Annotated in this window: 23 protein-coding genes, 1 tRNA gene, 3 rRNA genes and 2 pseudogenes; 4 read left to right on the top strand and 25 right to left on the bottom strand. The window is 34.6% G+C overall.

Going from position 1 to position 25,667, the window contains the following annotated elements:
- Positions 1 to 63 precede the first annotated feature (63 nt).
- Both EQM05_RS00540 and fsa read right to left on the bottom strand, forming a co-directional pair.
- Positions 64 to 663: a DUF1836 domain-containing protein gene (locus EQM05_RS00540; RefSeq protein ID WP_128747937.1), complete on the bottom strand. Its 600-nt coding sequence runs from the start codon at positions 661 to 663 to the stop codon at positions 64 to 66.
- Between the two features lie 290 nt (positions 664 to 953).
- Positions 954 to 1,598: a fructose-6-phosphate aldolase gene (gene fsa, locus EQM05_RS00535; protein ID WP_128747935.1), complete on the bottom strand. Its 645-nt coding sequence runs from the start codon at positions 1,596 to 1,598 to the stop codon at positions 954 to 956.
- 657 nt (positions 1,599 to 2,255) lie between these two features.
- Here fsa and EQM05_RS00530 point away from each other — a divergent pair.
- On the top strand, positions 2,256 to 2,501 hold the full coding sequence (locus tag EQM05_RS00530; RefSeq protein WP_128747933.1) for an AbrB/MazE/SpoVT family DNA-binding domain-containing protein: 246 nt from the start codon (positions 2,256 to 2,258) through the stop codon (positions 2,499 to 2,501).
- A 135-nt stretch (positions 2,502 to 2,636) separates the two neighbouring features.
- Here EQM05_RS00530 and EQM05_RS00525 read toward each other — a convergent pair whose 3' ends face one another.
- The 14 genes and pseudogenes from EQM05_RS00525 to EQM05_RS00460 all read right to left on the bottom strand — a co-directional run bounded on the left by EQM05_RS00525 (position 2,637) and on the right by EQM05_RS00460 (position 12,963).
- On the bottom strand, positions 2,637 to 3,704 hold the full coding sequence (locus EQM05_RS00525; protein ID WP_128747931.1) for a C40 family peptidase: 1,068 nt from the start codon (positions 3,702 to 3,704) through the stop codon (positions 2,637 to 2,639).
- Between the two features lie 169 nt (positions 3,705 to 3,873).
- Positions 3,874 to 4,725, bottom strand: coding sequence for a 16S rRNA (cytidine(1402)-2'-O)-methyltransferase (gene rsmI, locus EQM05_RS00520; RefSeq protein WP_128747929.1), 852 nt, complete (start codon positions 4,723 to 4,725; stop codon positions 3,874 to 3,876).
- 26 nt (positions 4,726 to 4,751) lie between these two features.
- Positions 4,752 to 5,495 carry a tRNA1(Val) (adenine(37)-N6)-methyltransferase gene (locus EQM05_RS00515; protein ID WP_164917147.1) on the bottom strand — a complete coding sequence of 248 codons (744 nt, stop codon included), beginning with the start codon at positions 5,493 to 5,495 and terminating at the stop codon, positions 4,752 to 4,754.
- Positions 5,496 to 5,595: 100 nt separating this feature from the next.
- Entirely contained in the window at positions 5,596 to 6,324 is a 729-nt protein-coding gene (locus EQM05_RS00510; RefSeq protein WP_128747927.1) for an OmpA family protein, read from the bottom strand.
- Positions 6,321 to 7,114 (bottom strand): annotated as a pseudogene (locus tag EQM05_RS00505) (flagellar motor protein). The gene EQM05_RS00510 and the pseudogene EQM05_RS00505 overlap by 4 nt, the downstream one beginning before the upstream one ends.
- A 113-nt stretch (positions 7,115 to 7,227) precedes the next feature.
- Positions 7,228 to 7,707 (bottom strand): PTS glucose transporter subunit IIA, encoded by a 480-nt coding sequence (locus EQM05_RS00500; RefSeq protein ID WP_128747925.1) that lies wholly within the window; start codon positions 7,705 to 7,707, stop codon positions 7,228 to 7,230.
- Between the two features lie 158 nt (positions 7,708 to 7,865).
- Complete coding sequence (locus EQM05_RS00495; RefSeq protein WP_128747923.1) at positions 7,866 to 8,036, bottom strand: 4Fe-4S binding protein; 171 nt, start codon at positions 8,034 to 8,036, stop codon at positions 7,866 to 7,868.
- An 82-nt stretch (positions 8,037 to 8,118) separates the two neighbouring features.
- A complete protein-coding gene (locus EQM05_RS00490; RefSeq protein ID WP_128747921.1) occupies positions 8,119 to 8,322 on the bottom strand; it encodes a heavy-metal-associated domain-containing protein in 204 nt (67 codons plus the stop codon).
- 14 nt (positions 8,323 to 8,336) lie between these two features.
- Positions 8,337 to 9,242, bottom strand: a complete 906-nt coding sequence (locus EQM05_RS00485) for a stage 0 sporulation family protein (RefSeq protein ID WP_128747919.1) — start codon at positions 9,240 to 9,242, stop codon at positions 8,337 to 8,339.
- Between the two features lies 1 nt (position 9,243).
- A complete protein-coding gene (locus tag EQM05_RS00480; protein WP_128747917.1) occupies positions 9,244 to 10,188 on the bottom strand; it encodes a DNA polymerase III subunit delta' in 945 nt (314 codons plus the stop codon).
- A 15-nt stretch (positions 10,189 to 10,203) separates the two neighbouring features.
- Positions 10,204 to 10,533 carry a cyclic-di-AMP receptor gene (locus EQM05_RS00475; protein WP_128747915.1) on the bottom strand — a complete coding sequence of 110 codons (330 nt, stop codon included), beginning with the start codon at positions 10,531 to 10,533 and terminating at the stop codon, positions 10,204 to 10,206.
- A gap of 81 nt (positions 10,534 to 10,614) precedes the next feature.
- The gene (locus EQM05_RS00470) at positions 10,615 to 11,307 is read right to left on the bottom strand and encodes a thymidylate kinase (RefSeq protein WP_128747913.1); all 693 of its coding nucleotides are present in this window, start codon (positions 11,305 to 11,307) and stop codon (positions 10,615 to 10,617) included.
- A 31-nt stretch (positions 11,308 to 11,338) separates the two neighbouring features.
- A complete protein-coding gene (locus tag EQM05_RS00465; RefSeq protein ID WP_128747911.1) occupies positions 11,339 to 12,769 on the bottom strand; it encodes an aminotransferase class V-fold PLP-dependent enzyme in 1,431 nt (476 codons plus the stop codon).
- On the bottom strand, positions 12,748 to 12,963 hold the full coding sequence (locus tag EQM05_RS00460; RefSeq protein WP_128747909.1) for a sigma factor G inhibitor Gin: 216 nt from the start codon (positions 12,961 to 12,963) through the stop codon (positions 12,748 to 12,750). The genes EQM05_RS00465 and EQM05_RS00460 overlap by 22 nt, the downstream gene beginning before the upstream one ends.
- A gap of 179 nt (positions 12,964 to 13,142) precedes the next feature.
- Here EQM05_RS00460 and EQM05_RS00455 point away from each other — a divergent pair, with 179 nt between their 5' ends.
- Entirely contained in the window at positions 13,143 to 14,309 is a 1,167-nt protein-coding gene (locus EQM05_RS00455; RefSeq protein WP_128747907.1) for a M20 family peptidase, read from the top strand.
- Here EQM05_RS00455 and EQM05_RS00450 read toward each other — a convergent pair.
- The gene (locus EQM05_RS00450) at positions 14,302 to 14,796 is read right to left on the bottom strand and encodes a hypothetical protein (RefSeq protein ID WP_128747906.1); all 495 of its coding nucleotides are present in this window, start codon (positions 14,794 to 14,796) and stop codon (positions 14,302 to 14,304) included. The two genes, EQM05_RS00455 and EQM05_RS00450, sit on opposite strands and share 8 nt — an antisense overlap.
- 288 nt (positions 14,797 to 15,084) lie before the next feature.
- Between EQM05_RS00450 and EQM05_RS00445 the strand changes: the two genes are divergently transcribed.
- Together EQM05_RS00445 and EQM05_RS00440 are read left to right on the top strand one after the other, a co-directional pair.
- Positions 15,085 to 16,032: a magnesium transporter CorA family protein gene (locus tag EQM05_RS00445; RefSeq protein WP_128747905.1), complete on the top strand. Its 948-nt coding sequence runs from the start codon at positions 15,085 to 15,087 to the stop codon at positions 16,030 to 16,032.
- A gap of 41 nt (positions 16,033 to 16,073) precedes the next feature.
- Positions 16,074 to 16,991: an LD-carboxypeptidase gene (locus EQM05_RS00440; protein ID WP_128747904.1), complete on the top strand. Its 918-nt coding sequence runs from the start codon at positions 16,074 to 16,076 to the stop codon at positions 16,989 to 16,991.
- A 32-nt stretch (positions 16,992 to 17,023) separates the two neighbouring features.
- On the opposite strand, the gene EQM05_RS00435 is transcribed toward EQM05_RS00440, so the two are convergent.
- The 8 genes and pseudogenes from EQM05_RS00435 to EQM05_RS00400 form a co-directional block, all read right to left on the bottom strand.
- A tRNA-Cys gene (locus tag EQM05_RS00435) sits at positions 17,024 to 17,097 on the bottom strand.
- A gap of 207 nt (positions 17,098 to 17,304) precedes the next feature.
- Positions 17,305 to 18,030 carry an NAD-dependent protein deacylase gene (locus EQM05_RS00430; protein ID WP_128747903.1) on the bottom strand — a complete coding sequence of 242 codons (726 nt, stop codon included), beginning with the start codon at positions 18,028 to 18,030 and terminating at the stop codon, positions 17,305 to 17,307.
- A gap of 172 nt (positions 18,031 to 18,202) precedes the next feature.
- Positions 18,203 to 18,319 (bottom strand): 5S ribosomal RNA (rrf, locus tag EQM05_RS00425).
- 59 nt (positions 18,320 to 18,378) lie between these two features.
- Positions 18,379 to 21,286: ribosomal RNA gene (locus EQM05_RS00420) — 23S ribosomal RNA — on the bottom strand.
- 318 nt (positions 21,287 to 21,604) lie between these two features.
- A 16S ribosomal RNA gene (locus EQM05_RS00415) occupies positions 21,605 to 23,116 on the bottom strand.
- Together the 16S, 23S and 5S rRNA genes form the textbook arrangement of a ribosomal RNA operon.
- 385 nt (positions 23,117 to 23,501) lie before the next feature.
- Positions 23,502 to 24,245, bottom strand: coding sequence for a peptidylprolyl isomerase (locus EQM05_RS00410; protein ID WP_128750987.1), 744 nt, complete (start codon positions 24,243 to 24,245; stop codon positions 23,502 to 23,504).
- 60 nt (positions 24,246 to 24,305) lie between these two features.
- Positions 24,306 to 24,888, bottom strand: a pseudogene (locus EQM05_RS00405) (helix-turn-helix domain-containing protein); the annotation flags it as partial.
- Positions 24,860 to 25,480: an IS607 family transposase gene (locus EQM05_RS00400; RefSeq protein ID WP_128747902.1), complete on the bottom strand. Its 621-nt coding sequence runs from the start codon at positions 25,478 to 25,480 to the stop codon at positions 24,860 to 24,862. The gene EQM05_RS00400 and the pseudogene EQM05_RS00405, both read right to left, overlap by 29 nt.
- Positions 25,481 to 25,667 lie beyond the last annotated feature (187 nt).

Below are 25,667 nucleotides of genomic sequence, written 5' to 3'. Positions count from 1 at the left end.
ATTCATAACAAAAAATAAAGCATTAGAATAAAACCTATTCCAACACTTTATTTTACACCCATTTTAGTGATCGCTTTTTTGATATTTGTCTACAATATTTTGAACTAATTTCTTTATGGTACTTGCCTGTGCAATTAAATTCATAACCACCATAAAAACTACAATTCTTTCCTCATCTTCAGGCTTTAAATTGCAGTCCTTAACTATCTTCATTATTTTATCCTCATCAAGGCTTTGCTTGGAAAAGAACTTCTCAAAACTCTCATCCTGAATCTCTGAAAATATTTTATATGCATATTCCCAGGATATAATATCATCGGATCTATCATTAATCTGATTAAAAGCTAAATCGAATACTTTTTTTATCTCATCTGTTGTGAGTACTGGTCTCATATAACTTAACAATACCAATTGTGCCAGATGAAGCTTTGTATACCCTCTTTTTTTCCCGTCCTCTGGTTTGGAAATTACTTCACTTTTAATGTAATTTTGAACTATGTTGTTTGTGTACTTTTCTCCTTCAAATTTATCATTTAAATAATCTATTACCTGGGATAAAAAAAGGTCATATTTAGGTAGATCTTCATATGGTATTATGGTACTTTTGGACATATTTTTAATTAAATTATTTATATAATCCAGTCCCCTCTCTTCGCCTTCCATAAGATACCTCCTAACCTATACTATTTAATTTGTTTTATAATTACATTATAAGTTATTAGTTAACCTATTACAAGTTCTCTGATATAATTTAATAAATATTTTATTTTTTATATATGTAAATTTAATAATTAGGGTTAAAATTAAAAAAAGAAGTTATCCACACTATTAAATGCTTTATCAACATTTTTCTGTGGATAACTTCCTGTATCATTCATTTTGAGCACATTTATCTTACCTTGCTGCTGCAATATTTCTATTAAAATTATAAAATCCTGTGGATAACTTTTATATTATTTTCTAGATTTTTTATAATCATCCATAAACTTGGCAATTCCAATATCTGTGAGAGGATGTTTTAACATCTGATTTAATACTTTATATGGTATTGTAGCTATATTAGCTCCTGCTTTTGCACATTCCAGAACATTCATTGGGTTTCTGATACTTGCTGCAATTATTTCAGTTTTTATTCCATAATAGTTAAAAATCTCTGCTATATCACTTATTACTGGAGCTCCGCCATTTCCAATGTCATCCAGTCTCCCAACAAATGGGCTTACATAACTTGCTCCTGACTTAGCAGCTAATAAGGCCTGCTGTGCTGAAAAAATTAAAGTAACATTTGTTCTAATACCTTCTTTATAAAGGATATGCACTGCCTTTAACCCTTCTTCGCACATTGGTATCTTAATCACTATGTTTTTATGTATTTTAACTAATTCCCTTGCCTCTTTTACCATTCCATCACTTTCCAGGCTGATTACTTCAGCACTAATGGGGCCATCAACTATACTGCATATTTCCTGTATAACATCTTTTAAATCTCTTCCCTCTTTTGCTATTAGCGAAGGGTTAGTAGTAACTCCATCTAGTATCCCCCAGGCAGCAACCCTTTTAATTTCATCAATATTAGCAGTATCAATAAATATCTTCATTAAAATCCCTCCTATAATATATAATATATCCTTATTATACCACACAGCTAAAATACTGGCCTTATCTTTACAGAAAGCTTTTTTATTTATATAATTAAGGCTCTAATATTTCCCACTTTTCTGTAAAAATAAAATATAAGTTATATGAATTTTAATATGTTAATAAATTTTTAAAAAAATTGTTTATTTTTTACACTATTTATATGATATGTTTTAAAATATGAATTTATTGGCAATATTATAAAATGAATAATAGTATTTATTGATAAAGTAGCTGCTTTAACCTTATAATCTTCTTATATGTCATAATTTAATATATTAAAATTCGACACAAATTAATTATATGGTATAAACTTACTTTTTTATTTAATTGTGATTCTAATAATAAAAACAGACAAAATATGTAACCTAAATGCGGTTTTTAAGTATTATTCTTGTACTTCCTTTGATTTTACTAGACTTATGAGTATAGTAAAAACTTGTATTTTTATCGAAATTTGTATTGACTTTTGTATATTTTGGTAGTATATTAACTATAGATGGAATTAAATAATGTTTTTGTAAAATAATAATATAAGTTGTTGACTTTTAATGTCATATTTGTTATTATTTAATTAAACAAATGTCGAAACATAGAATTTTAAGGAGGAATATAAAATGAAATCTACAGGTGTAGTAAGAAGAGTTGATGAGTTAGGAAGAATAGTTATTCCTATAGAGCTAAGAAGAACATTAGATATTGCTGAAAAGGATGCTCTAGAAATATATGTTGATGGTGAGCAAATCATATTAAAGAAATATGAACCTGCATGTATTTTCTGTGGAGATGCCAGAGACGTTATAAATTACAAAGGGAAAAATATCTGCAAAAGCTGCTTAAAAGAAATAAAAGAAGGCAGATAACTTATTGCAATTAACATTATTTATATAGATAAATAGTACACTCTATCCCCCCCACATGGATTCCCCGTTCATGTGGGATTTTTCTATATATAAAAAAACCAGCAAGTTTATTTAAAACTTACTGGTATTATGCATTTATCTAACTCTCCTTGCTCTGGAGAAATCTGATCTTGATAATGGTGATATTTTAACTGAATCCCCAGTCTGTGGTGCATGAATATACATTCCATTGCCAACATATATTCCAACATGATGAGGACTGTCATAGGAACCAAAGAAAACTAAATCTCCTGGCTGTATGCTGTTTAATGGAACTTCAGCTCCGTCATGTATTTGTTCATATGTTGATCTGTCAAGTGAAACACCGAAATGTCCATATACATATTGAACAAATCCTGAACAATCAAAGCCTGGCCTTGGTGATGTTCCCCCCCATACATATGGAGTTCCAATAAAATTAGCCGCATAAGCAACTACAGAATTTGAAGAAATTGATGCAGCACCTCTTGATGGCTGATATTTAGGCACCGATGCTGTAATACCGCTTACATACTTTGCAGCCTCAGCCTGAAAAGCCGAAATTTGTGAAGAATATTTCTTTTCTTCGTTCTTATACTCATTTGCTTTCTTAACTATAGCATCTTTTTCAGAATTAATCTGTGCTAATTTTTTTTCATTATCTGACTTTATTGCTAACAAGTTATCGTTTTCAGCATCCAATGCTTTTTTCTTGTCTTCTATACCTTTTTTCTTATTATCTAAATCTTTGATAATATTTTTATCAAAATCAATAACCTTTTTAACATTTTCTACCCTTGATACCAAATCGCCTAATCCCTTAGCTTCCAGAATAACGTATATGTAGCTGTCAGAGCCGCTTATATACATAGCTCTTACTCTTTTGTTAAATATGTCCTGTTCTGCTTGAATATCTTCTTCAGACTTATCAAGATCCTTTTGAGTGGCTGCAATATCTTTTTTTGTTTTCTCTATATTTTTATTATTGTCATCTATTTTGTTTGTCAATACCTGAACTTGGTTGTCCATCTTTTGTATGTCATCCTCAAGACTTTGTCTCTTGTCCTGAGTACTCTTTAGCGCACTTTGACTTTTCTGCAATCCAGCAGGGTCTGCAAAAGCAGTACCTTTTAATGTTAATACCAGGCTTATAGCCAGAACAGCCGATAGTGCTCTCTTTCTCACTATACCTACCTCCTTTACGCAAAAAAAAAATTTAAGACACTAGAATTATTATACCACTTGTCCTTTTACTTTCTCAACCCCTAAAATTATACATTTCTTATTTTATATAGAAATTACTTATTTTAATTCCAGAATATTTTGATTATACTTAACAATGGTGCCTATAAGTCTATAATCCTAATGAATGCTTATACACCTCTGACTTAGGGATATCTCTTTCCTTGGCCACTTGTTTAATAGCATCCTTTTTCGAAAGTCCTTTACTCATATAACTTTTTATATGATCTTCCATAGTCAGATTATTCCACGCCATGGCCTTTTCTGCCTCTATCTGCTGCTCTGATATGCCTTCTATAACCAATACAAATTCACCTTTTGGATTTATCTCAGTGTATTTTTTTATGGCAGAACTTATTGTTGTCCTTAAGATTTCTTCATGTAATTTTGTTAGCTCTCTGCACAAAGAAATATTTCTATCTCCTAGCGAAGTTAATAAAAATTCCAGAGTGCTGAGCAATCTGTGAGGAGCCTCATAGAAAATTAAAGTTTCCTTTCTATCTGCAAGTTCCGATATAACTTCTTTTCTCTCCTTTTTATCCCTTGGGAGGAAACCTCTGAATATAAACTTAGTGGTATCCAAGCCTGAATGAACTAATGCAGTGATTAAAGCTGCAGCTCCTGGCAATACCTCTACCTGTATATTCCTCTCAATGCATTTCTTTAAAATAACACTGCCTGGATCTGAGATTCCAGGGGTACCTGCATCAGTTACCAGTGCAATTGTCTTCCCATCCTTTAACATATTTATTAAGTCTTCACTTTTGCTCATTTCATTATGCTGATGATAGCTTATTAAAGTCTTCTTTATATTATAATGGTTTAAAAGCTTTAATGTCTGCCTGGTATCTTCTGCTGCTATAATGTCTGATTCAGATAATACTTCAAGTGCTCTTAAAGTTATATCCTTCAGGTTACCTATAGGGGTAGGTACCATATATAACTTGCCTATTGATTTATCCATAAATGTCCTCCAGTTCTTAAATATAATTATTCATTTCTTCCATAAATCTTATTAATTTCTTCAGTATAGCCTCCATCTTCTTTGTGAACATAAAGGGTTTTCTCCCATTTAAGAAATGTACCTCCATACTTTTGTCCTTCAACTAAAATAATATTGGGAGCTTTACTTATGCTGGGCTGAACCATCTGTATCCTTTTAGGTTCTATTTTATACTTTCTCATTGTGCACATTATATCTGCTAATCTGCCGGGCCTGTGCACCATAAAAAATCTGCCATTATCTTTTAACAGTATATTTGATGCTCTTATTACATCATCTAAAGTGCAGAGTATTTCATGTCTTGCAATAGCATTGTTGTCCCTGATGCTTATTAATCCTGAATTTTTTAGTTTATATGGAGGATTAACAGTAACTACATCAGCTTTGGGTATAGATTTTAACAATCCTATATCTTTTACATCTCCATTAATGAAGCTGACCTTTTGTTCCAATTCGTTATATTTTACACTTCTTTCAGCCATTTCCACCATATTATGCTGTATTTCTATTCCAATTATACTGGCTGCTTTAGTTTTCCCGGAGATTATGAATGGAACTATGCCTGTTCCACTGCATAAATCAACTACTAATGATCCCTTTTTTATTACTGCATAGTTAGCTAAAAGTACTGCATCTACTCCAAACCTAAAGGCATCCTTTTTTTGAATTATATGTATATTGTTTATCTGCAGATCATCTAAAGTTTCATCATCTTTAACTAAATTAATCATATTATCTTCTCTCGTTTCTTATGTTTTTATATGTTTATTTTAACAATAAAAAAACTCATTGTAAAATATGCTTAAAAAAATAACTGCTCTTTTGCAGCAGTTATTTTTTGTTGTTTTCTATCTGATTATATTTTGTATTCATAATGATAATATCAACTCTTCTATTCTTTGCTCTGCCAGCTTCTGTTGAGTTATCAGCAATTGGCCTGTATTCGCCATATCCAACAGATGATAACCTTTCTGGTGCAATACCGGCCTTATTAATAAGCAGTTCTGTAACATTTGTTGCTCTAATTGCTGAAAGCTGCCAGTTTGAACTGAATTCGCTATTATTTATAGGCACATTATCTGTATGTCCCTCAATCCTAATATAGTTTCCCAGCTGGTTTAATATTTTGCCCATTTCAATTAGTTTCTTTTGAGATTCAGGCTTTATAACAGCCTGTGCTGAATCAAAAAATAATGTATCATTTAAGCTTACAACTAATCCTCTTTCTTCAACTTTAGATGTGGCTTCATTACTCATATTATTATCTTTTAAATATTTATCAAGCTGCTTCTTAACATTCTCTAATTTATCCTGTTCTACAATGGCTGTATCAACTGCCTGAGTACTATTAGAAATACTTGGTGCATCTGAAGTGCCAATAATGCTTTTCCCGCCACCCATGGCTACCTTCAAAGAATTGCTAAGCTGTGAATACTTTGTTGCATTTACATTGCTCATAGCGTACATAACAACAAAAAATATCATTAATAAGGTAATCAAATCTACATAAGTAAGCAGCCATCTTTGAGAATTACCAGATTTTTTAGGCTTTCTCTTCATACCTCAACCTTCCCATCTTTACTTTCAAACCTAGCTAATTCCTCTTTGTTTAGGAATCCCTTAAGTTTTTCAGAAATAGTATTAGGATTGACTCCTTCCTGAATATAAAGTACAGCCTCAACTATAAGCCTCTTCTCATTAAATTCCTTGTTATCCAGTGCCTTTAACTTTTCAGCTATGGGCAGCCAAATCAGGTTAGCAGTACCAATACCATAAAGTGTTGCTATAAATGCTGAAGCAATTTTAGGTCCAAGGCTTGCAGTATCACTTAAATTTCCAAGTACATGAACAAGTCCCATAACTGTTCCTATAATACCCATGGTAGGGGCATATCCTCCAGCTGTTTCAAATATAGCTGCTCATCTCTATGTCTTTCAGAAGTTGACTCTACTTCTAGTTCTAATATACTTCTTAATGCTTCAGGTTCGATTCCATCAACTGCCAGCTGAAGACCCTTTTTAATAAATGGATCCACTGATGTATTTTCAGTTATTTCTGATTCTAAGCTCAGTAATCCATTTTTTCTTGTTTTAAAAGAAATTTCCTTAAAATATAACACCAGATCCACCAGATCAGTTTCTTTATGGATAAAGAACACCTTAAGCATAGCTGGTACTCTTTTAATTTCAGTTATAGGAAATGATAAACCTGTTACACCTATTGTTCCGCCTAATATTATTACTGCAGCAGATGCAGATCCAAGTGCTGCAATAGTTCCCCCTTCAAGCACAAATCCTGCTATTAAAGATCCAAAACTAATTACTAAAAATATTATTGTAAAAATATCCATATTCAACCTCCAAAGTCTATATATAATATATATTCGTAGACTTCAGCCAATTGTTTATATGAAATATCTTAGTTTTTACAATAAAAAAGTACAGAATAGTGGTCTTTATGAACTTATTTCAGCTTAACTGAAAAGATAGAATCTTTCCCTGCTGTAACCCCATCCATTTTATTTATCTTTATAGAATCAACTATATCCATATTCGTAACCAAAACTGGTGTTATAAGTGATATTCCCTTGCCTATAATAAAATCTCTATCAATTTTAATAATTGGATCGCCAGCTTTAACAGTGGATCCTTCCTCTGCAATTCTTTCAAATCCTTCTCCATTTAACTCAACTGTATCCAAACCAATATGTACAAGCAATTCTATACCCTGTTTTGTTGTAATTGCAAAAGCATGATTTGTTTTAAATATAAGTGTCAAAGTACCACCTACAGGTGCTTTAATTACATTTCCAGTTGAATCAACTGCCACTCCATCTCCTACAAGCTTTTCTGCAAAAACTTTATCTGGCACCTGATTCAATTCAATTACATTTCCATTAACTGGGGCAGTTATTTCTACATTTTTTTTAAATAATCCTAACATTTAAAAACCTCCACTTATACAAAAATAAAAGGCACGAGTTATAAATAACTCATGCCTGATTTAACAGTTACACGTTATTCTTAGATTATAAAACAATATTTATAATGTGTCAAATATTTATCATAATAAAAAAACCGCCAATAGACGGTTTTTTTTTACTAATCCTGAACTGGTGCTCCTACTGGGCAAACATTCGCACAATTTCCACAATCAATACATGTGTCTGCATCAATAACAAACTGTGTATCTCCCTGGCTGATTGCATTTACTGGACATTCCGAAGCACATGCTCCGCAGCTTATGCAGGCATCTGTTATTTTATATGCCATATGTAAAACACCTCCTTAAATTTTTGGATATAAAAATATCCGTCTATATTTTAACACGTTTAGATTTATTTTAAAAGTACTTTTATATAACTGTATAACCTAAGTTTTCTATAGAATCAATCAACTTGTCGCTATTTACAAAATAGTTATCATAGACAACATTAACTTCTCCTTTTTCTCTATTAATCTGACATGCTATAACACCTTCATTATTGGCAATGGCATTCCTTATTTTATTTATATCAGCTACTGTATTCATATTGCAAACTTTAAGAACTGATTTCATAAAGCTTTACCCCCCTAGTTATCCTTGAATAACTCTTTTACTATAGCCTCATCCTCAACTTCAGCTTCAATCTTTATATCTGATTCTTCCACTGCACCTTCGTAGCTTCCTGATATTAACTTAATATCACTTATAGGCACATCCTGAATAATATCATCACCATCATTATTTCTAATTTTAATCTTTACACTTTCCTTAACTACATTATTAGCAATAACTTCGCCCTTGCCATAAGGAGAATCTACTACAGATTCTATCTTAGGAAGCCTCTTTCTTATTTCTTCATAAGTTTCCTGCTCATAATTTAAGCAGCACATGAGTCTTCCGCATATTCCTGATATTTTAGTTGGGTTTAAAGACAAATTCTGTTCTTTAGCCATCTTAATTGATACCGGGGCAAAATCTCCAAGAAATGTGGAACAGCACATGGTTCTCCCGCATGGTCCTAAACCACCAATCATTTTAGCCTCATCTCTCACTCCAATTTGTCTAAGTTCTATCCTGGTTCTGAATATAGCAGCTAAATCCTTTACCAATTCCCTAAAATCAACTCTGCCATCCGCTGTAAAATAAAATATAACTTTGTTATTATCAAAAGTATATTCAACATCAATTAATTTCATTTTTAAGCCATGCTGTGCAATTTTATCAAGGCATATATGGAAAGCTTCCTTTTCTTTTGACTTATTTTCATTATGTTTTTGAATATCCTCTTCTGTTGCTTTTCTGATAACAGTTTTTAAAGGTGCTACTATCAGATCTTCTTTTATACTCTTAGGAGCAATTACACACTCACCAAATTCTATTCCTCTGGCAGTTTCAACTATTACAAAATCATTCTTCTTAATATCTAAATTTACTGGATCAAAATAATATATTTTTCCTGCACCTTTGAAACGTACACCTATTACAGTTATCATTTTATACCTCCTGCATTTTAATCAGCAAAGAATCAAAGATTAGTGCTGCATTAACGTTTCTTTCTATTTTCTCTCTGCTTTCATTAATAATATTCACTATACCATTAAGTTTGTTAAAGGAAAAGTTCTCAGACAAACTTTTTATTTCATTAATTTTGTCAGTATTTATAATTAAATCCCGGCTGTTTGTGTCTTTGTATACCATAATATCTCTTATATAGGATATCAAACAGGTTAATACTTCCTGCCACTGATCTTTAAACTTTACAAAGAATAAATCATTTTTCAAAAAGTCATCTTTAGATTCTTCATTTATACCTTTTAGTATAATTAAACAGTAATCTCTTATGACCTTAAGCTGCTCATCATTTATAAAACTCTCTGCTCTTCCAGGAATTCCATCACTAAATGATATTGCAGCCTTAACTTTTTCCTCATTATATATATTAAGCTTTTTGTTTATAAAGCTTTTCATTTCTAACCTGCTCAGCCTTTGAAGCTTATGCACCTGGCATCTGGATTTTATAGTATCCAAAATGTTCCCAAGGTTCTCACATAACAGAATTATAAAAACGCCTTTAGGAGGCTTCTCAATAGTCTTTAAAAACGCATTTTGAGCAGCCTCCGTCATTTCACTTGCATTATTAATAATAATTACCTTTTTATCCCCTTCGTAGGGCTTTTTATTAACCTCTTCAATAATTTCCCGTACATTGTCTACTCCAATAGATTTCTTATTTGAGGGAACAGAATATTCCACAATATCCACATACTTTTTATCATGATTCCCGCCAAGTACCTGAATAGCCAGCTCTTTAGCCAGCAGGGATTTTCCTATTCCCTTCTCTCCTGCAAAAATATGTGCATGAGAAAGCTTATTCTCTTTTATTGAATTAACTATGCAGCTTTTTATTTGTTCATGTCCGATAATATGGTTAAAGCTCAATTTAATTAGCCTCCGCTAGATTTTAATAAATTTGTCTACGTCAACCACAAATACTGTGGCTCCTCCTACTTCTACTTCAACAGGATATGGCACATAAACTCCTGTTGATCCTGCAACTGGTGAAGGTGATGTAACAACCTGCTTTCTTGTTTTACATATTTCCTCAATATCTGCAAGTACCCTATCAACCTTATCCTCGTCAACACCAATAAGTAATGTTGTGTTTCCGGATTTCAAAAATCCACCAGTAGTTGCCAGCTTTGTCACCCTGAAACCTGAATCAGTTATCTGTTCTATTAAATCTCCAGCATCATCATCTTGTACAATGGCAATTATAAGTTTCATAATATCCTCTCCTTATTATTAATAATCCCAACCCTTTTATCATTATATTCATTAGAAATACTTATATTAATTATACTACAATTATATTAATTTAATAACAATATCGTAAATTTCCTTATGGATGCTTTCTATACTTCTAACATTATTATCATATACACATTTAACTTTTTTCCATGCATATTTTTCGGCTATATAAAGGGCGTTATTATACGATTTCAAAAGATAATCCTTATGTTTCTCATGAATATCCTTTTCCTGATCTCCAGTAAATTTATTTTTTCTTTCCTTCATAAGTTTATAGCTGTATTCCGGAGGCATGTCTAAGAAAATAACACAATCAGGCTCAGGCAGATTAAATATCTTATACTCCAGATTATACATCCAGTGTAGGAATTCTTCCTTTTCACTTTTATTTTCTATTTTAGCTGCCTGATGAATCATATTGGATGTGGTATATCTGTCTGCTATAATAATGCCGCCTTCATTATAAAACCTTTTCCATTCCTTCATAAAACTTGCATACCTGTCCACAGCATAAAATGTAGAAGCTACATAAGGGCTTACATCACCAGGTTCATCTCCAAATTCTCCATTTAAATACATCTTAACCAGTGCAGAAGAATCACTCTTATAGTTTGGGAACTCTACCTTCTTAACCTTTACTCCATTAGAAATCAATGTATCATAAAGAAGCTTAGTCTGAGTTGCTTTACCACTTCCATCGCTGCCTTCTATTGCAATAACTTTACCTTTATTTTCTTTCGTGCTTTGCATATTAAATCATCTCCAAAATAGAATATTCCTCTTAAGTTTCTTTAATCACTGTTACTTGTTCCCCATGCATTCCTAAAACACTGATATTTTGTTTCATATAATATTTTATCATATTTACTGAGTCCTTATCTATTATTTCTCCCATCATGACAATTGGTATACCAGGCGGATACGGGACTATATTATCACCGCTTATTCTTCCTTCACTATTATTAATGTTTATATTTTCTTTACACATTGTCAGAGTTTCATATGGCAGATATGCCATTTTAGGTATAGGTATATTTTTTATTTTAACTTTTGTACTGCTGCTGTTATCTATTTTAAAGTTTTTCATAGATTCATACAAACTCTCAAAATCCTCTTTGATATTAAATGGTGAAAATATTAAAATTACATTACTTTCATCACTCATCTCTCCCTGAATTCCATTTTTTCTTAAATAATTTAAGAATTCATGACCTGTGCTTTTATTTTTTAAATTTACAATATATCTGGTTGGATCAATTTTCTCATTATAAAAATTTCTTTTTATATCCTCATCACCTATAATATGGAATGCTACCAAATTATTAACTTTACTTTTATATTCATTAGTTAAATTAATTAGTTTTTTATACTCCTCATTGCCATATTTCTCTAAAAAAAATCTGCTGTATTCTAAACTGCACATAAATAAATAGGAAGGGCTGGTACTTAGAAATAAACTTACATAAAAATCTACAACACTTTCATCCATACTTTCTCCCAAATGAAGGTATGCAGTTTGTGTTAGGCTTGGCAGAGTTTTATGTGCACTCATTACTACCATATCTGCACCTAATTTAACTGCGCTTTCCGGCAGTTCATCACAGGCTCCAAAATGAGCTCCATGAGCAGAATCTACTAAAACTTTCATACCATATTGCTTAGCTTTTGAAATAATATACTTTAAATCACAGCATACACCATAATAGCTAGGATAAGTGATTATTATGCCTTTTGCATCTTTATTGCATTCAATTGTATTCAAAAAATGCTCCATATTAATTGAAAGTGGAGCATTATACTCTTCATTTATCTCATTTTCTATATAAACAGGATGAAGCTTTCTCATAATTATTCCATTAAAAACTGATCTATGGCAGTTTCGCTCCACAATTACTTTATCGCCTTCATTAAAACATGAAAAAATCATTGCTAAATTTCCACTTGTACTGCCATTAACTAAATAATATGATTTTTTGCTGCCATAATATTTAGTTAAAAGTTCTAAGGATTCTTTAATTATTCCCTCAGGCTTATGAAGATTATCTACTCCATCTACCTCAGTTATATCACATTTTAAAAAGTTGTTTATTAGTTCTCTGCCCTGACTTGTATAATAAAACCCTCTTCCTGACTTATGTCCCGGCATTGAAAAAGGGATATTATTTTCTCTTACATAATTCATTATACCTTCTATAAGTGGTAATTCTGACAATTGTACTCTTCTCCTTTTTTTATAACAGACATGATATTTTTTCTTATGCAAACCTTGTAATATTCATAGAAATCCGTATTAATATCCAGTTTAATTAATCTTTTTTCACAGTTGTTGCATATTCCTCTTCCGTTACTTAATATTATACCATCTTTTAGAGGCTTTCCACATATCATACAGTGAGGTTCTTTCATAAATTTATCCCCCTTAATAATCAATATTGCAATTTGAATTATTGCCTCTTATATTATATTTTATTCAGGTTCGTGTCCATTTTTATTTTGTCCACATAAATATTTATTTAAAATTTGTAGTTTATAATATTAAGCTTTTAGGGAATAATATTTTTACATATTAAAATGGAGTTGATATTATGAAACAACAGATTATATCTTATTTAACCACCATAAGTGATGAAATCTTTCAGTTATCCAAGTACTTATATAATAATCCTGAAACAAGTTTTAATGAATGTAAAGCCTGTAAATATATAACCAATATTCTTGAAAAAAACAAATTTAATGTAAAAAGAAACTTTCTAGGCATTCCTACAGCTTTCCTTGGTGAATATGGATCCGGCCACCCTAAGGTATGCTATATATGTGAATACGATGCAGTTGAGAATTTAGGACATATTACTGGTCATAACTTAATATCATCCATGTCTCTTGCTGCTGCACTTGGTGTATCAAAAGTAATTCAGAGCACTGGAGGAACTGTAATCGTTCTAGGATGTCCCGGTGAATTTATCAATGGATCTAAAGTAGTGATGGCTAAAGAAGGAGTTTTTGATGACATTGATATAGTACTCATGGCACATCCTGATATAATAACAGCTGGAAGCGGAACATCAAAGGCTATACTTCCCCTTAGTGTAAAATACAAAAGCAATGATGGCTTAGCATATAGATCAATTGGAAGTTACTCTGCTCTGGATGCAACTTTATTTACTTTTAATGCAATTAACTCCCTGACAAATGGATTTAAAAATGATTTCAGTATTAATGGGGTTATAGTAAATGGAGGCACAACTCCTTATCTTATTCCATCAGAAACTGAATCTGAATTTTATATTAGAGCTTCCAAAATGACAGATGCTGCAAAAATAGAGAAAAAAATCAGGAAACTTGTTGACACTGTTGGGAATATCATGGAGATCTCTTTTAATATCAGCATATATGAATCACCTTATGATGAACTTATAACTAATAAAACACTATCAAGATTGTTCTCTCATAATTTAAAAGAAGCAGGTATAATTGATATTTTAGACTGTAAGGATACATTATCAGGACTTAGTTTAGGTACTGTAAGCCATAAGGTGCCCTGCATTCATCCCTATATATCTATAGTTGATGATACTTCCATTGAATATTCTTCTATAGAATTTGCCATGGCAACAATATCTGATTTTGCACATGAAATGGTTATGAAAACAGCTCAGTCTCTTGCATTGACTGGATTGGACGTCATTGAAAACAAAAACCTTTTATCAGAAATAAAAAGTGAGTTTTTTTCCAAAACTAAAGAGACTAACTAGCTAGTCTCTTTTCTCTTAATTTATTTACTTTTTCTACAAGCCTTTCACTGGATTCAAAATTAAACTTTTTAATCTTGTCTCTATCTTCATATACACAGCAATACAAATCTTTATTAAATAATGAGCAGGTGTGTGTACCTCCAAAGGCTACCTCTTTACTAAAATTGCAGCTGCGGATTTTTCCAATATATTTAATATCATCTATTTTTATATTTTCTACCACTTTATCTATATTTCCTTTTATTTTATGAATAATAAACTGGTTAGCTATTATAGAATAGGTATAGCTTATCTTACATTTTTGAATCTCTATAAGTGTCACTAATAAAACAGCCAATGTAAATAATACTCCTGTAAAATTACTTACCTTAAATCCATACACAATAAAGTTATTTAGCAGCTGTGCTATGTACAGTAAGACTACTGAAGTTAATAATATCATAATAACTGAAGATATTTTTCTCCTGAAAATTGACTCTTTATACATGAAAATCATGTCCCCCTATTTAAGTTTTTTTGCCAACAAAGCTATTATACTAGGGTTTATAACAATAATCTACATCACTTAGGGCTATATTTAGGCCGTTTCTTATTTATTTCAGCCAATATAATTGAATATATAAGAATGAATCCATATAGCTTGCATTTAGTTAACTTTGAGTTTGTTTTCACAGCAAAGCAATAAATATTATTTTATTAGCATTACTATAACTATAGACATGTATACCCCATAGTATATAATATAATTAAAATAAACTTCTGGAGGTTGCTTTCCATGATTTCAATACATAAAACATTAGAAATAAACAATGCGCTAAAATTACAACCAATAGATGGAATTGAACAAGGCTGCTGGATTAACATTGTGGCTCCATCTGATCAGGAATTAATTTTAGTTTCTAAAAAAACAGGCGCGCCCTTAGAGTTTCTCCGTGCAGCCTTAGATGAAGAGGAAACATCAAGATTAGATTTTGAGGGAAATAATCATTTAGTAATTGTTGACATCCCATTTACTGAAATGGAGGATAACTCCTTAACATATGATACTTATCCACTGGCAATTATACATACTGAAAAAGAAATTATTACTGTCTGCTTAAAAAACAGTAGAATGCTTGCTGATTTCATTGATAATAAAGTAAAATCTTTTTATACTTTTAAACGTTCCAGATTCATTCTGCAGATTTTATATAGAATAGCAAGTTATTATCTTATATATTTAAGACAAATTGATAAGAAGAGTCTTATCATTGAGAAGAAACTTCATAAATCTATGAAAAATAAAGAATTAATTCAGCTTTTATCATTAGAAAAATCTCTGGTGTACTTTTCAACATCACTTAAATCTAATGAGATCACCCTTGAAAAAATGCTGAAACTTGATCTGCTGCAAAAATATCCTGAGGACCAGGATGTATTAGAGGATGTTATAATTGAAAATAAGCAGGCAATTGAAATGGCTAATATATATAGTAATATATTAAGCGGCACTATGGATGCCTTTGCATCTGTTATTTCTAACAATCTTAACATTGTCATGAAATTACTTGCCTCTATCACAATAGTCATGGCCATTCCAAATATAATTTTTAGTTCCTTTGGAATGAATGTACAGGGTATCCCCCTTGCAAACCATCCCAATTCATTTTGGCTGATTTATCTAGCTGCAGCACTAGCTTCTGTTTTTGTTATTTTTATATTGAAAAAAAGAGATCTTTTTTAAGCCACTTTAAAATAAATAAATAGATTTGGAGCTGATATTTTATGTTGGGTAAAAGACTAACAAAGAATTCTACAATAGGACTTGTGTCACCAGCCAGTAAGGAAAAAGAGGACACAATAAAATCTAATGTAGAAATTCTAAAAAACTTGGGATTTAAGATAAAAGAAGGAAAGCATATTTATGATAAATACGGATATCTATGCGGAAGCGATAAGGATAGAGCCAGTGATATTATGGATATGTTCTTAGATGATGAAGTAGATATGATCCTTTCAATAAGGGGAGGATATGGTACTATGAGAATTCTACCTCTTATAGATACTAATATAATTGCTGATAACCCTAAAATATTTGGCGGTTTTAGTGATATAACCACCCTTCTTAATCATTTTGCTTTAAAGTGTAACTTAACTACCTTTCACTGCCCTATGCTCTCTTCCAATTTAAACGATAAATTTACATTAGAAAGTTTTCTTAATACACTGTTATATGGAAATAAACCTTATAGCATAAAAAATCCCGAAGGCTTTCCAAGTGAATGCATTTGTCCTGGCACAGCTGAAGGCAGACTGGTGGGAGGCAATTTATCTTTAATATGCAGCACACTAGGTACTCCATATGAAATTGATACAAAAGATAATATTTTATTTATTGAAGATGTTAAAGAGGAACCCTATAAAGTAGATAGACTGCTTACTCAGCTTTCCCTGGCTGGAAAATTAGATCAATGCGCCGGTTTAATATTAGGCCAATTTACAAATTGTGAACTGCCTCATTATGAAAGAAGTTTAACGCTGCAGCAGGTTTTTGAAGACATTTTATTTTCTTTAAAAAAGCCCATATTAATGAACTTCATGAGTGGGCACTCCTATCCTAAGCTAACATTACCTATAGGTGCCAGGGTATCCTTAAATAGCAAGACTGGAGTAATTTCAACTTTAGAACCAGTTGTAAAATAAAAGACACCTTGTAATTACAAAGTGTCTTTTATTGGAGGCGCCACCCAGATTTGAACTGGGGATAAAGGCTTTGCAGGCCTCTGCCTTACCGCTTGGCTATAGCGCCATACATAACATCATCGCTTGTATATTGTAACATTAATATTTAATTATGTCAACAGTCTTTTAATCCCTTTATAGGTAAGAACTAAGAGATAAAAAGTAAGAGTTTATACAAAATTCAGCAAAGCTGAATTTTCATCACAACTATTAGGTTTAGCTCTTACCTTTTATTTATCTATAAATTAGGGATTTACAGCTAAGCATTTCTATTTTATATTACACTGCTTAAAACCTCTCCAATAGAATCGTTTATCACTAAATCAGCTCTCCTGTCATATGGTGTAGATGATTTATTTATAAGCACTAATTTATTTCCTTTGTAATAATCTACAAGACCTGCAGCTGGATATACAACCAATGAAGTTCCTCCAATAATAAGCACGTCTGCATTAGAAACATATTTTACAGCATTATCAATGACATCCATATTTAATGGTTCTTCATACAATACAACATCCGGCTTTATAACTTCCCCACAGGAATCACATTTTGGAATACCATCTGAGCTGTTAATAATATAATCTAAGTCAAAAAACTTTCCGCACTTTGTACAGTAATTTCTATGTATGCTTCCATGAAGCTCTAATACATTTTTAGATCCTGCCTTCTGATGCAATCCATCAATATTCTGAGTTATTACTGCCTTTAATTTTCCTCTTTTTTCTAACTCAGCTAATGAATAATGAGCTTTATTAGGTTTTGCATCTTTAAATATCATCTTCTCTTTATAAAATTCATAGAATTCCTCTGTATGAGATTCAAAAAAACTATGGCTTAGCATTTTTTCAGGGGGATATGAAAATTTATTTTTAGATTTATATAATCCGCTTTCAGATCTGAAATCTGGAATATTGCTTTCAGTTGAAACGCCTGCTCCTCCAAAGAATACTATATTTTCACTTTTTGCTATAATTTCTTTTAATGCATCTAAACTCATTTTTATCATCTCCTAATATTTTTATATGTTATCCTTTTACAGATTATGTTTTCATCTTATTATGCAGATTCTTACATTCACATTATACACCTAATATTAGTTGATATATTATAATTAATGCAATTATTTTTGAATTATAAAAAGCACTAAGCATTATGCTTAGTGCTGAATTACCTGGCAACTACCTACTCTCCCACAGAGCCTCCCCTGCAGTACCATCGGCGCAATGAAGCTTAACCTTCGTGTTCGGAATGGGAACGGGTGTTACCTTCACGCCATCACTACCAGATTTAAATTAAAGAACAAAGATTAAAATCTTGTTCTTTCAAAATTGCACAGTATAATTATTTGGTCAAGCCCTCGACCTATTAGTATTAGTCAGCTGAACATGTTGCCATGCTTACACCTCTAACCTATCAACCTAGTGTTCTTCTAGGGGTCTTACTAGCTTACGCTATGGGAAATCTAATCTTGAGGTGGGTTTCACGCTTAGATGCTTTCAGCGTTTATCCCGTCCCGACATAGCTACCCAGCCATGCTCCTGGCGGAACAACTGGTACACCAGAGGTCAGTCCATCCCGGTCCTCTCGTACTAAGGACAGCTCCTCTCAAATTTCCTACGCCCGCGACGGATAGGGACCGAACTGTCTCACGACGTTCTGAACCCAGCTCGCGTGCCGCTTTAATGGGCGAACAGCCCAACCCTTGGGACCTACTTCAGCCCCAGGATGCGACGAGCCGACATCGAGGTGCCAAACCTCCCCGTCGATGTGGACTCTTGGGGGAGATCAGCCTGTTATCCCCGAGGTAGCTTTTATCCGTTGAGCGATGGCCCTCCCACGAGGAACCACCGGATCACTAAGCCCGACTTTCGTCCCTGCTCCACTTGTATGTGTCGCAGTCAAGCTCCCTTCTGCCTTTGCACTCTTCGCGCGATTTCCAACCGCACTGAGGGAACTTTTGGGCGCCTCCGTTACATTTTAGGAGGCGACCGCCCCAGTCAAACTGCCCACCTAACAATGTCCCGTGACCAGTTTCATGGCCACCGGTTAGAATCTCAGTACTGTCAGGGTGGTATCCCAAGGGTGACTCCACAGAAGCTGACGCCCCTGCTTCGCAGTCTCCCACCTATCCTGTACAGACAATACCGAAACTCAATGCTAAGCTACAGTAAAGCTCTACGGGGTCTTTCCGTCCAATCGCGGGTAGCAAGCATCTTCACTTGCACTACAATTTCGCCGGATTTGTTGTCGAGACAGTGCCCAAGTCATTACGCCATTCGTGCGGGTCGGAACTTACCCGACAAGGAATTTCGCTACCTTAGGACCGTTATAGTTACGGCCGCCGTTTACTGGGGCTTAAGTTCACCGCTTCACTTACGTTAACGGATCCCCTTAACCTTCCAGCACCGGGCAGGCGTCAGCCCCTATACTTCAGCTTTCGCTTTAGCAGAGACCTGTGTTTTTGCTAAACAGTTGCTTGGGCCTATTCTCTGCGGCCTGCCGTGAGGCAGGCACCCCTTCTCCCGAAGTTACGGGGTCAATTTGCCGAGTTCCTTGACAACAATTCTTCCGATGGTCTTAGGATTCTCTCCTCACCTACCTGTGTCGGTTTGCGGTACGGGCACCAACTTCCTCCATAGAGACTTTTCTCGGCAGCGTGGAATCGGATACTTCGCGACGATAATTTCGCTCCCCATGACACCTCATCATTGATCAGACGGATTTGCCTGTCTGACCTGACTAAGTGCTTAGACGCACATCCAATAGTGCGCACATCCTATCCTCCTGCGTCATCCCATTTGTAATAACGTCAGTTGGCGGTATCGGAATATCAACCGATTGTCCATCACCTACGCCTTTCGGCCTCGGCTTAGGTCCCGACTAACCCTGAGCGGACGAACCTTCCTCAGGAAACCTTAGGTTTTCGACCAATAAGATTCTCACTTATTTCTCGCTACTTATGCCAGCATACTCACTCCTGTACAGTCCACCGCTCCTTTCGGTACGACTTCAGCCCATACAGGAAGCTCCTCTACCACGTACACGTAGTGTACATCCATAGCTTCGGTGGTAAGTTTTAGCCCCGGACATCTTCGGCGCAGGACCTCTCGACTAGTGAGCTATTACGCACTCTTTAAATGAGTGGCTGCTTCTAAGCCAACATCCTAGTTGTCTTAGAAATCCCACATCCTTTTCCACTTAACTTACACTTTGGGACCTTAGCTGATGATCTGGGCTGTTTCCCTTTTGACCACGGATCTTATCACTCGTAGTCTGACTGCTGAGATTCAAGTATATGGCATTCGGAGTTTGATAGGGTTCAGTAACTGTTGTCAGCCCCTAGCCCATTCAGTGCTCTACCTCCACTACTCATTCTCAACGCTAGCCCTAAAGCTATTTCGAGGAGAACCAGCTATCTCCGAGTTCGATTGGAATTTCTCCGCTATCCACAGCTCATCCCATGATTTTTCAACACCAATGTGGTTCGGTCCTCCACGGAATTTTACTTCCGCTTCAACCTGTCCATGGATAGGTCACCCGGTTTCGGGTCTACAGCATGCAACTAGTCGCCCTATTCAGACTCGGTTTCCCTTCGGCTCCGTACCTTAAGTACTTAACCTTGCTACATACCGTAACTCGCTGGCTCGTTCTACAAAAAGCACGTCATCACACGTTAAAGTGCTATGACCGGTTGTAGGCACACGGTTTCAGATTCTATTTCACTCCCCTTCCGGGGTTCTTTTCACCTTTCCCTCACGGTACTTCTTCACTATCGGTCACCAGTTAGTATTTAGCCTTGGGAGGTGGTCCTCCCTGCTTCCCACAAGGTTTCACGTGTCTCGTGGTACTCTGGAATAGATCTTTAAGACTTCCTTTTTCACTTACAGGGCTGTTACCTTCTACGGCGGTCCTTTCCAGAACCTTCAGTTAAATGATGTCTCACATATTGATCTATCCACAACCCCAGGAACAAGTTCCTGGTTTGGGCTCTTTCCCTTTCGCTCGCCGCTACTTAGAAAATCGATTTTTCTTTCTCTTCCTCCGGGTACTTAGATGTTTCAGTTCCCCGGGTATAGCCCTATAAACCTATGAATTCAGTTTATAGTACATACCGTTAGGTATGTGGGTTTCCCCATTTGGAAATCTCCGGATCACAGGCTATTTGCGCCTACCCGAAGCTTATCGCAGCTTATCGCGTCCTTCTTCGCCTACTGGTGCCAAGGCATTCACCATGCGCCCTTTGTAGCTTGACCTTTAAAATCTCTATAAGCTTCGCATTACTGCGTCAGCTGCCTTCACTGCGGTGCTCATTTACCTTGAGTAAACTCCGCTCCTCATTCAGTTGCTTCCTTGTATTGCTCGCTTCTAGCAATTTTCCTTTAAAATAAAGTAATCTTAATACAAAGGTATTTTGTATACCTTAACTTTAATGTAAACTTTTTTATACTGTGCAATTTTCAAAGAACAAAAGAGATTAACCAAAAAACATTTAGGTTTTTTGATCTCTCAAAATTAAACAGAGAAGTAAACCAAGCTTTCATGTAAGTTATCCTTACATGTCGACTCCTTAGAAAGGAGGTGATCCAGCCGCAGGTTCTCCTACGGCTACCTTGTTACGACTTCACCCCAATTACTAATCCCACCTTCGGCCGCTGACTCCTTACGGTTATCTCACGGACTTCGGGTGTTACCAGCTCTCATGGTGTGACGGGCGGTGTGTACAAGGCCCGGGAACGTATTCACCGCGACATTCTGATTCGCGATTACTAGCAACTCCAGCTTCATGTAGGCGAGTTTCAGCCTACAATCCGAACTGGGATGGGTTTTAGAGTTTGGCTCAACCTCGCGGTATTGCATCTCTCTGTACCCACCATTGTAGCACGTGTGTTGCCCTGGACATAAGGGGCATGATGATTTGACGTCATCCCCACCTTCCTCCCGGTTAACCCGGGCAGTCTCACTAGAGTGCTCAACTTAATGGTAGCAACTAATGATAAGGGTTGCGCTCGTTGCAGGACTTAACCTAACATCTCACGACACGAGCTGACGACAACCATGCACCACCTGTCTCCCTGCCCCGAAGGGCTTCGCCTATCTCTAGGTTATTCAGGGGATGTCAAGTCCAGGTAAGGTTCTTCGCGTTGCTTCGAATTAAACCACATGCTCCGCTGCTTGTGCGGGCCCCCGTCAATTCCTTTGAGTTTTAATCTTGCGATCGTACTCCCCAGGCGGAATACTTATTGTGTTAACTGCGGCACAGAAGGGGTCGATACCTCCTACACCTAGTATTCATCGTTTACGGCGTGGACTACCAGGGTATCTAATCCTGTTTGCTACCCACGCTTTCGTGCCTCAGCGTCAGTTACAGTCCAGAGAATCGCCTTCGCCACTGGTGTTCTTCCTAATCTCTACGCATTTCACCGCTACACTAGGAATTCCATTCTCCTCTCCTGCACTCTAGATATCCAGTTTGAAATGCAGTACCCAAGTTAAGCCCGGGTATTTCACATCTCACTTAAACATCCGCCTACGCACCCTTTACGCCCAGTAAATCCGGACAACGCTTGCCACCTACGTATTACCGCGGCTGCTGGCACGTAGTTAGCCGTGGCTTCCTCCTTTGGTACCGTCATTATCGTCCCAAAAGACAGAGCTTTACAATCCGAAGACCTTCATCACTCACGCGGCGTTGCTGCATCAGGGTTTCCCCCATTGTGCAATATTCCCCACTGCTGCCTCCCGTAGGAGTCTGGACCGTGTCTCAGTTCCAATGTGGCCGATCACCCTCTCAGGTCGGCTACGCATCGTTGCCTTGGTGAGCCGTTACCTCACCAACTAGCTAATGCGCCGCGGGCCCATCTCAAAGCGGATTACTCCTTTGATTAGAATATCATGTGATGCTCTAATGTTATGCGGTATTAATCTCCCTTTCGGGAGGCTATCCCCCTCTTTGAGGCAGGTTGCCCACGTGTTACTCACCCGTCCGCCGCTAATCCATCCCCGAAGGGATTTCATCGCTCGACTTGCATGTGTTAAGCACGCCGCCAGCGTTCGTCCTGAGCCAGGATCAAACTCTCAATTTAAAAGTTTGATTGCTCATTACTTTATACTCTATAAAAGAATTGCTGGTTTATTTAACAAGTTTTTACCTGTTATCTTCTCTGTTTAATTTTCAAAGATCATATCTGTCATCTGACAGCTTTTATATCTTATCACCTGTATGAAATCTTGTCAACACTTTTTTAATTGTTGTTATAAATCACATATCACTCAAGCGACGTATACTATAATACCATGATTGCTTAATGGTCACAATAGTATAATGCTTATATTTAGAGTAATATATACATATTACTCTAAATAATTAAATAATACTTTAGTTTTCTTATAAAGATACACTTGGACAAGTTTCACTATATATTACCCAAATAATAGAAAACTTATTATTATTTTTTACATAAATAATATCTATTTAATTTCAACATTATATTTATTCTTAAGATCATTTGTCATTTCTACATATTTATAATTTTGTCTTTCCTGAAGCAGCCTGCTCTTTATCATGTCCTTAACTTCTGAAAATTCTTTGCTTGCGGCCTCTTTTTTATTTTTAACCTTTATTAAATGATATCCAAATTGTGTTTTTACTGGCTCGCTTACTACTCCTATATCTAGTTTAAAAGCAGCATCTTCAAATTCAGGAACCATTTGTCCTCTTGTAAACTCACCTAAATTACCACCCTGAGCTTTTGATGGACATGTTGAATATTCTTTAGCAGCATCTTCAAATTTCAACCCATGGTTTAACTTTTCTAAAACCTCATTAGCTTTTTCTAATGAATCCACCAAAATATGCTTTGCTGAAACTGCTTCGTTTGTTCTAAAGTACTGATTGTTTGCTTTATAGTAATCTTCTGCTTCCTCATCAGTAACAGTAACCTGAGAAAGAACTTTGTTTATTCCCCATTGAGTAAGTAATTCCTTCTTAGCTTTTTCTAAATATTCTATATATCCCTTTTCATTTTCTAGTCCAGAATCAACAGCATAGTTATAAATTAATTCAAAGGATATTATTTGATCAAGAAGCTGCTTTCTCCCTTCATCTGAACGGAAAAATGCCTGTCTTTCCTTTGGAAATCTTATAATGGCTTCCTCCATATCCCTTTCTGTTATTTCCCTTCCATTTACAATAGCTAATACTTTATTATCCATGTCTAGTCTGCTACTCAAAATATGGTCAAATGTATCCATACTGAGAAAATTCCTGTTTCATTGTACTCTGCCTATTTGTTTTTGGATATTTTGACGAGCAGCTTCCCCTTTCTCTTTTTTATTTCTTAATTTTAAACTTTCATATTTCCTTGAAAGCTTTCTTTGCTCACGTTTTAGTTTCTTTTGTAATTTTTTAACTCTTGAAGTTTTGTTTATATTTTTTTTAGTTATTCCATTACTGCAAATTGCAAAATCCATTAGTCCAAGGTCTATACCTATTCCTTCTGAATGGGGTTTATTGTTTACTTGGATATCTTCATCAACTAATACGGAAACATAATATCTATCAGCTTTCTGACTTACTGTTCCACTTGTTACTCTGCCATTAGCTGGTATATAACCGTATTCCTTAAGTCTAACCCAACCTAAAGTTGGTATTTTAATTCTATGCCTTTCAATAGTCCAATCAGTTTTATTGTTTTTAGGAAAATAGGCTTTAACATCTTGATTTTTCTTTTTCATAAACTTTCTTATTATGTGAAACATAAAAGTTATATATGAACCTGCTTACACCAATTGTTCGATGAATTTTAGTTATTTGTTCTTCTGTTGGTTTAATCTCTGTTTTGTATGCTTTTTTCAACTTCTTCATCTTCCTCTATCTTTTTTTTATACTTTCTTAAACCATAAATCCTGCAGCTAAAAACATGAAGTATTGAGATTATATCTTGAACTAATTCTTCGTTTGGCGAAAGGCTTTCATTGTTTACTACTATTATTTTTACATTGAATTTTCCTAAAAATCCTTCAAACCACTCAAATCCAAATCGTACAAACCTATCTTTATTGGTTATCATTATAGTGCTTATTTCAGATGTCATACACTCATCAATAAGTTTATTCCATTTTTTACGATTATAATTCAATCCACTCCCATAATCTTCAATCACTTCATCTACAATAATTCCTTTTGCATTAGCATATTGTTTAAGAAATGTAACTTGATTCTTTAAATCATCTTTTTGATTAGAAGTTGAAACTCTTGTATATATAACTACTTTTTTTCCAGAAGATGTTATACCCATAAACTCTTTATACTGTTCATAAGTATAAAACCGCCTATTTGTTGGTGTTCTAAATGCTTTTAATTTTCCTGCGTTATCCCATCGTTGTAGTGTTAAAACTGATACATTTAATAATTCAGCAAATTCTTTAGGCTTATAGTTCTTACTCAAATATAATCACTCCCTTTTTGGTGATTATATTATATCATGCCAGAATATACTTGTATATAAATTTATAAACTATTTTATCTCTCCTTATCCTAAAATATTATTAACATATCTATTATTACATATGGATATCTACTAATGCAACAATTTATATTTTTAGCAATACTTGATATTATTTAATAATGACTAT

Origin of the sequence: Clostridium sp. JN-9 (assembly GCF_004103695.1) — a bacterium.
GTDB lineage: Bacteria > Bacillota > Clostridia > Clostridiales > Clostridiaceae > JN-9.
The sequence above is the reverse complement of the archived record's forward strand: the minus strand, read 5'-3'. Positions and strand labels throughout refer to the sequence as shown.

What these genes read in the sequence shown, in the direction of transcription:
- EQM05_RS00540 (WP_128747937.1), bottom strand. Translation starts at nt 663, where the DNA reads ATGGAAGGCGAAGAGAGGGGACTGGATTATATAAATAATTTAATTAAA.
- fsa (WP_128747935.1), bottom strand. Translation starts at nt 1,598, where the DNA reads ATGAAGATATTTATTGATACTGCTAATATTGATGAAATTAAAAGGGTT.
- EQM05_RS00530 (WP_128747933.1), top strand. Translation starts at nt 2,256, where the DNA reads ATGAAATCTACAGGTGTAGTAAGAAGAGTTGATGAGTTAGGAAGAATA.
- rsmI (WP_128747929.1), bottom strand. Translation starts at nt 4,725, where the DNA reads ATGGATAAATCAATAGGCAAGTTATATATGGTACCTACCCCTATAGGT.
- EQM05_RS00515 (WP_164917147.1), bottom strand. Translation starts at nt 5,495, where the DNA reads ATGATTAATTTAGTTAAAGATGATGAAACTTTAGATGATCTGCAGATA.
- EQM05_RS00510 (WP_128747927.1), bottom strand. Translation starts at nt 6,324, where the DNA reads ATGAAGAGAAAGCCTAAAAAATCTGGTAATTCTCAAAGATGGCTGCTT.
- EQM05_RS00500 (WP_128747925.1), bottom strand. Translation starts at nt 7,707, where the DNA reads ATGTTAGGATTATTTAAAAAAAATGTAGAAATAACTGCCCCAGTTAAT.
- EQM05_RS00495 (WP_128747923.1), bottom strand. Translation starts at nt 8,036, where the DNA reads ATGGCATATAAAATAACAGATGCCTGCATAAGCTGCGGAGCATGTGCT.
- EQM05_RS00490 (WP_128747921.1), bottom strand. Translation starts at nt 8,322, where the DNA reads ATGAAATCAGTTCTTAAAGTTTGCAATATGAATACAGTAGCTGATATA.
- EQM05_RS00485 (WP_128747919.1), bottom strand. Translation starts at nt 9,242, where the DNA reads ATGATAACTGTAATAGGTGTACGTTTCAAAGGTGCAGGAAAAATATAT.
- EQM05_RS00475 (WP_128747915.1), bottom strand. Translation starts at nt 10,533, where the DNA reads ATGAAACTTATAATTGCCATTGTACAAGATGATGATGCTGGAGATTTA.
- EQM05_RS00470 (WP_128747913.1), bottom strand. Translation starts at nt 11,307, where the DNA reads ATGCAAAGCACGAAAGAAAATAAAGGTAAAGTTATTGCAATAGAAGGC.
- EQM05_RS00460 (WP_128747909.1), bottom strand. Translation starts at nt 12,963, where the DNA reads ATGAAAGAACCTCACTGTATGATATGTGGAAAGCCTCTAAAAGATGGT.
- EQM05_RS00455 (WP_128747907.1), top strand. Translation starts at nt 13,143, where the DNA reads ATGAAACAACAGATTATATCTTATTTAACCACCATAAGTGATGAAATC.
- EQM05_RS00450 (WP_128747906.1), bottom strand. Translation starts at nt 14,796, where the DNA reads ATGTATAAAGAGTCAATTTTCAGGAGAAAAATATCTTCAGTTATTATG.
- EQM05_RS00445 (WP_128747905.1), top strand. Translation starts at nt 15,085, where the DNA reads ATGATTTCAATACATAAAACATTAGAAATAAACAATGCGCTAAAATTA.
- EQM05_RS00440 (WP_128747904.1), top strand. Translation starts at nt 16,074, where the DNA reads ATGTTGGGTAAAAGACTAACAAAGAATTCTACAATAGGACTTGTGTCA.
- EQM05_RS00430 (WP_128747903.1), bottom strand. Translation starts at nt 18,030, where the DNA reads ATGAGTTTAGATGCATTAAAAGAAATTATAGCAAAAAGTGAAAATATA.
- EQM05_RS00410 (WP_128750987.1), bottom strand. Translation starts at nt 24,245, where the DNA reads ATGGATAATAAAGTATTAGCTATTGTAAATGGAAGGGAAATAACAGAA.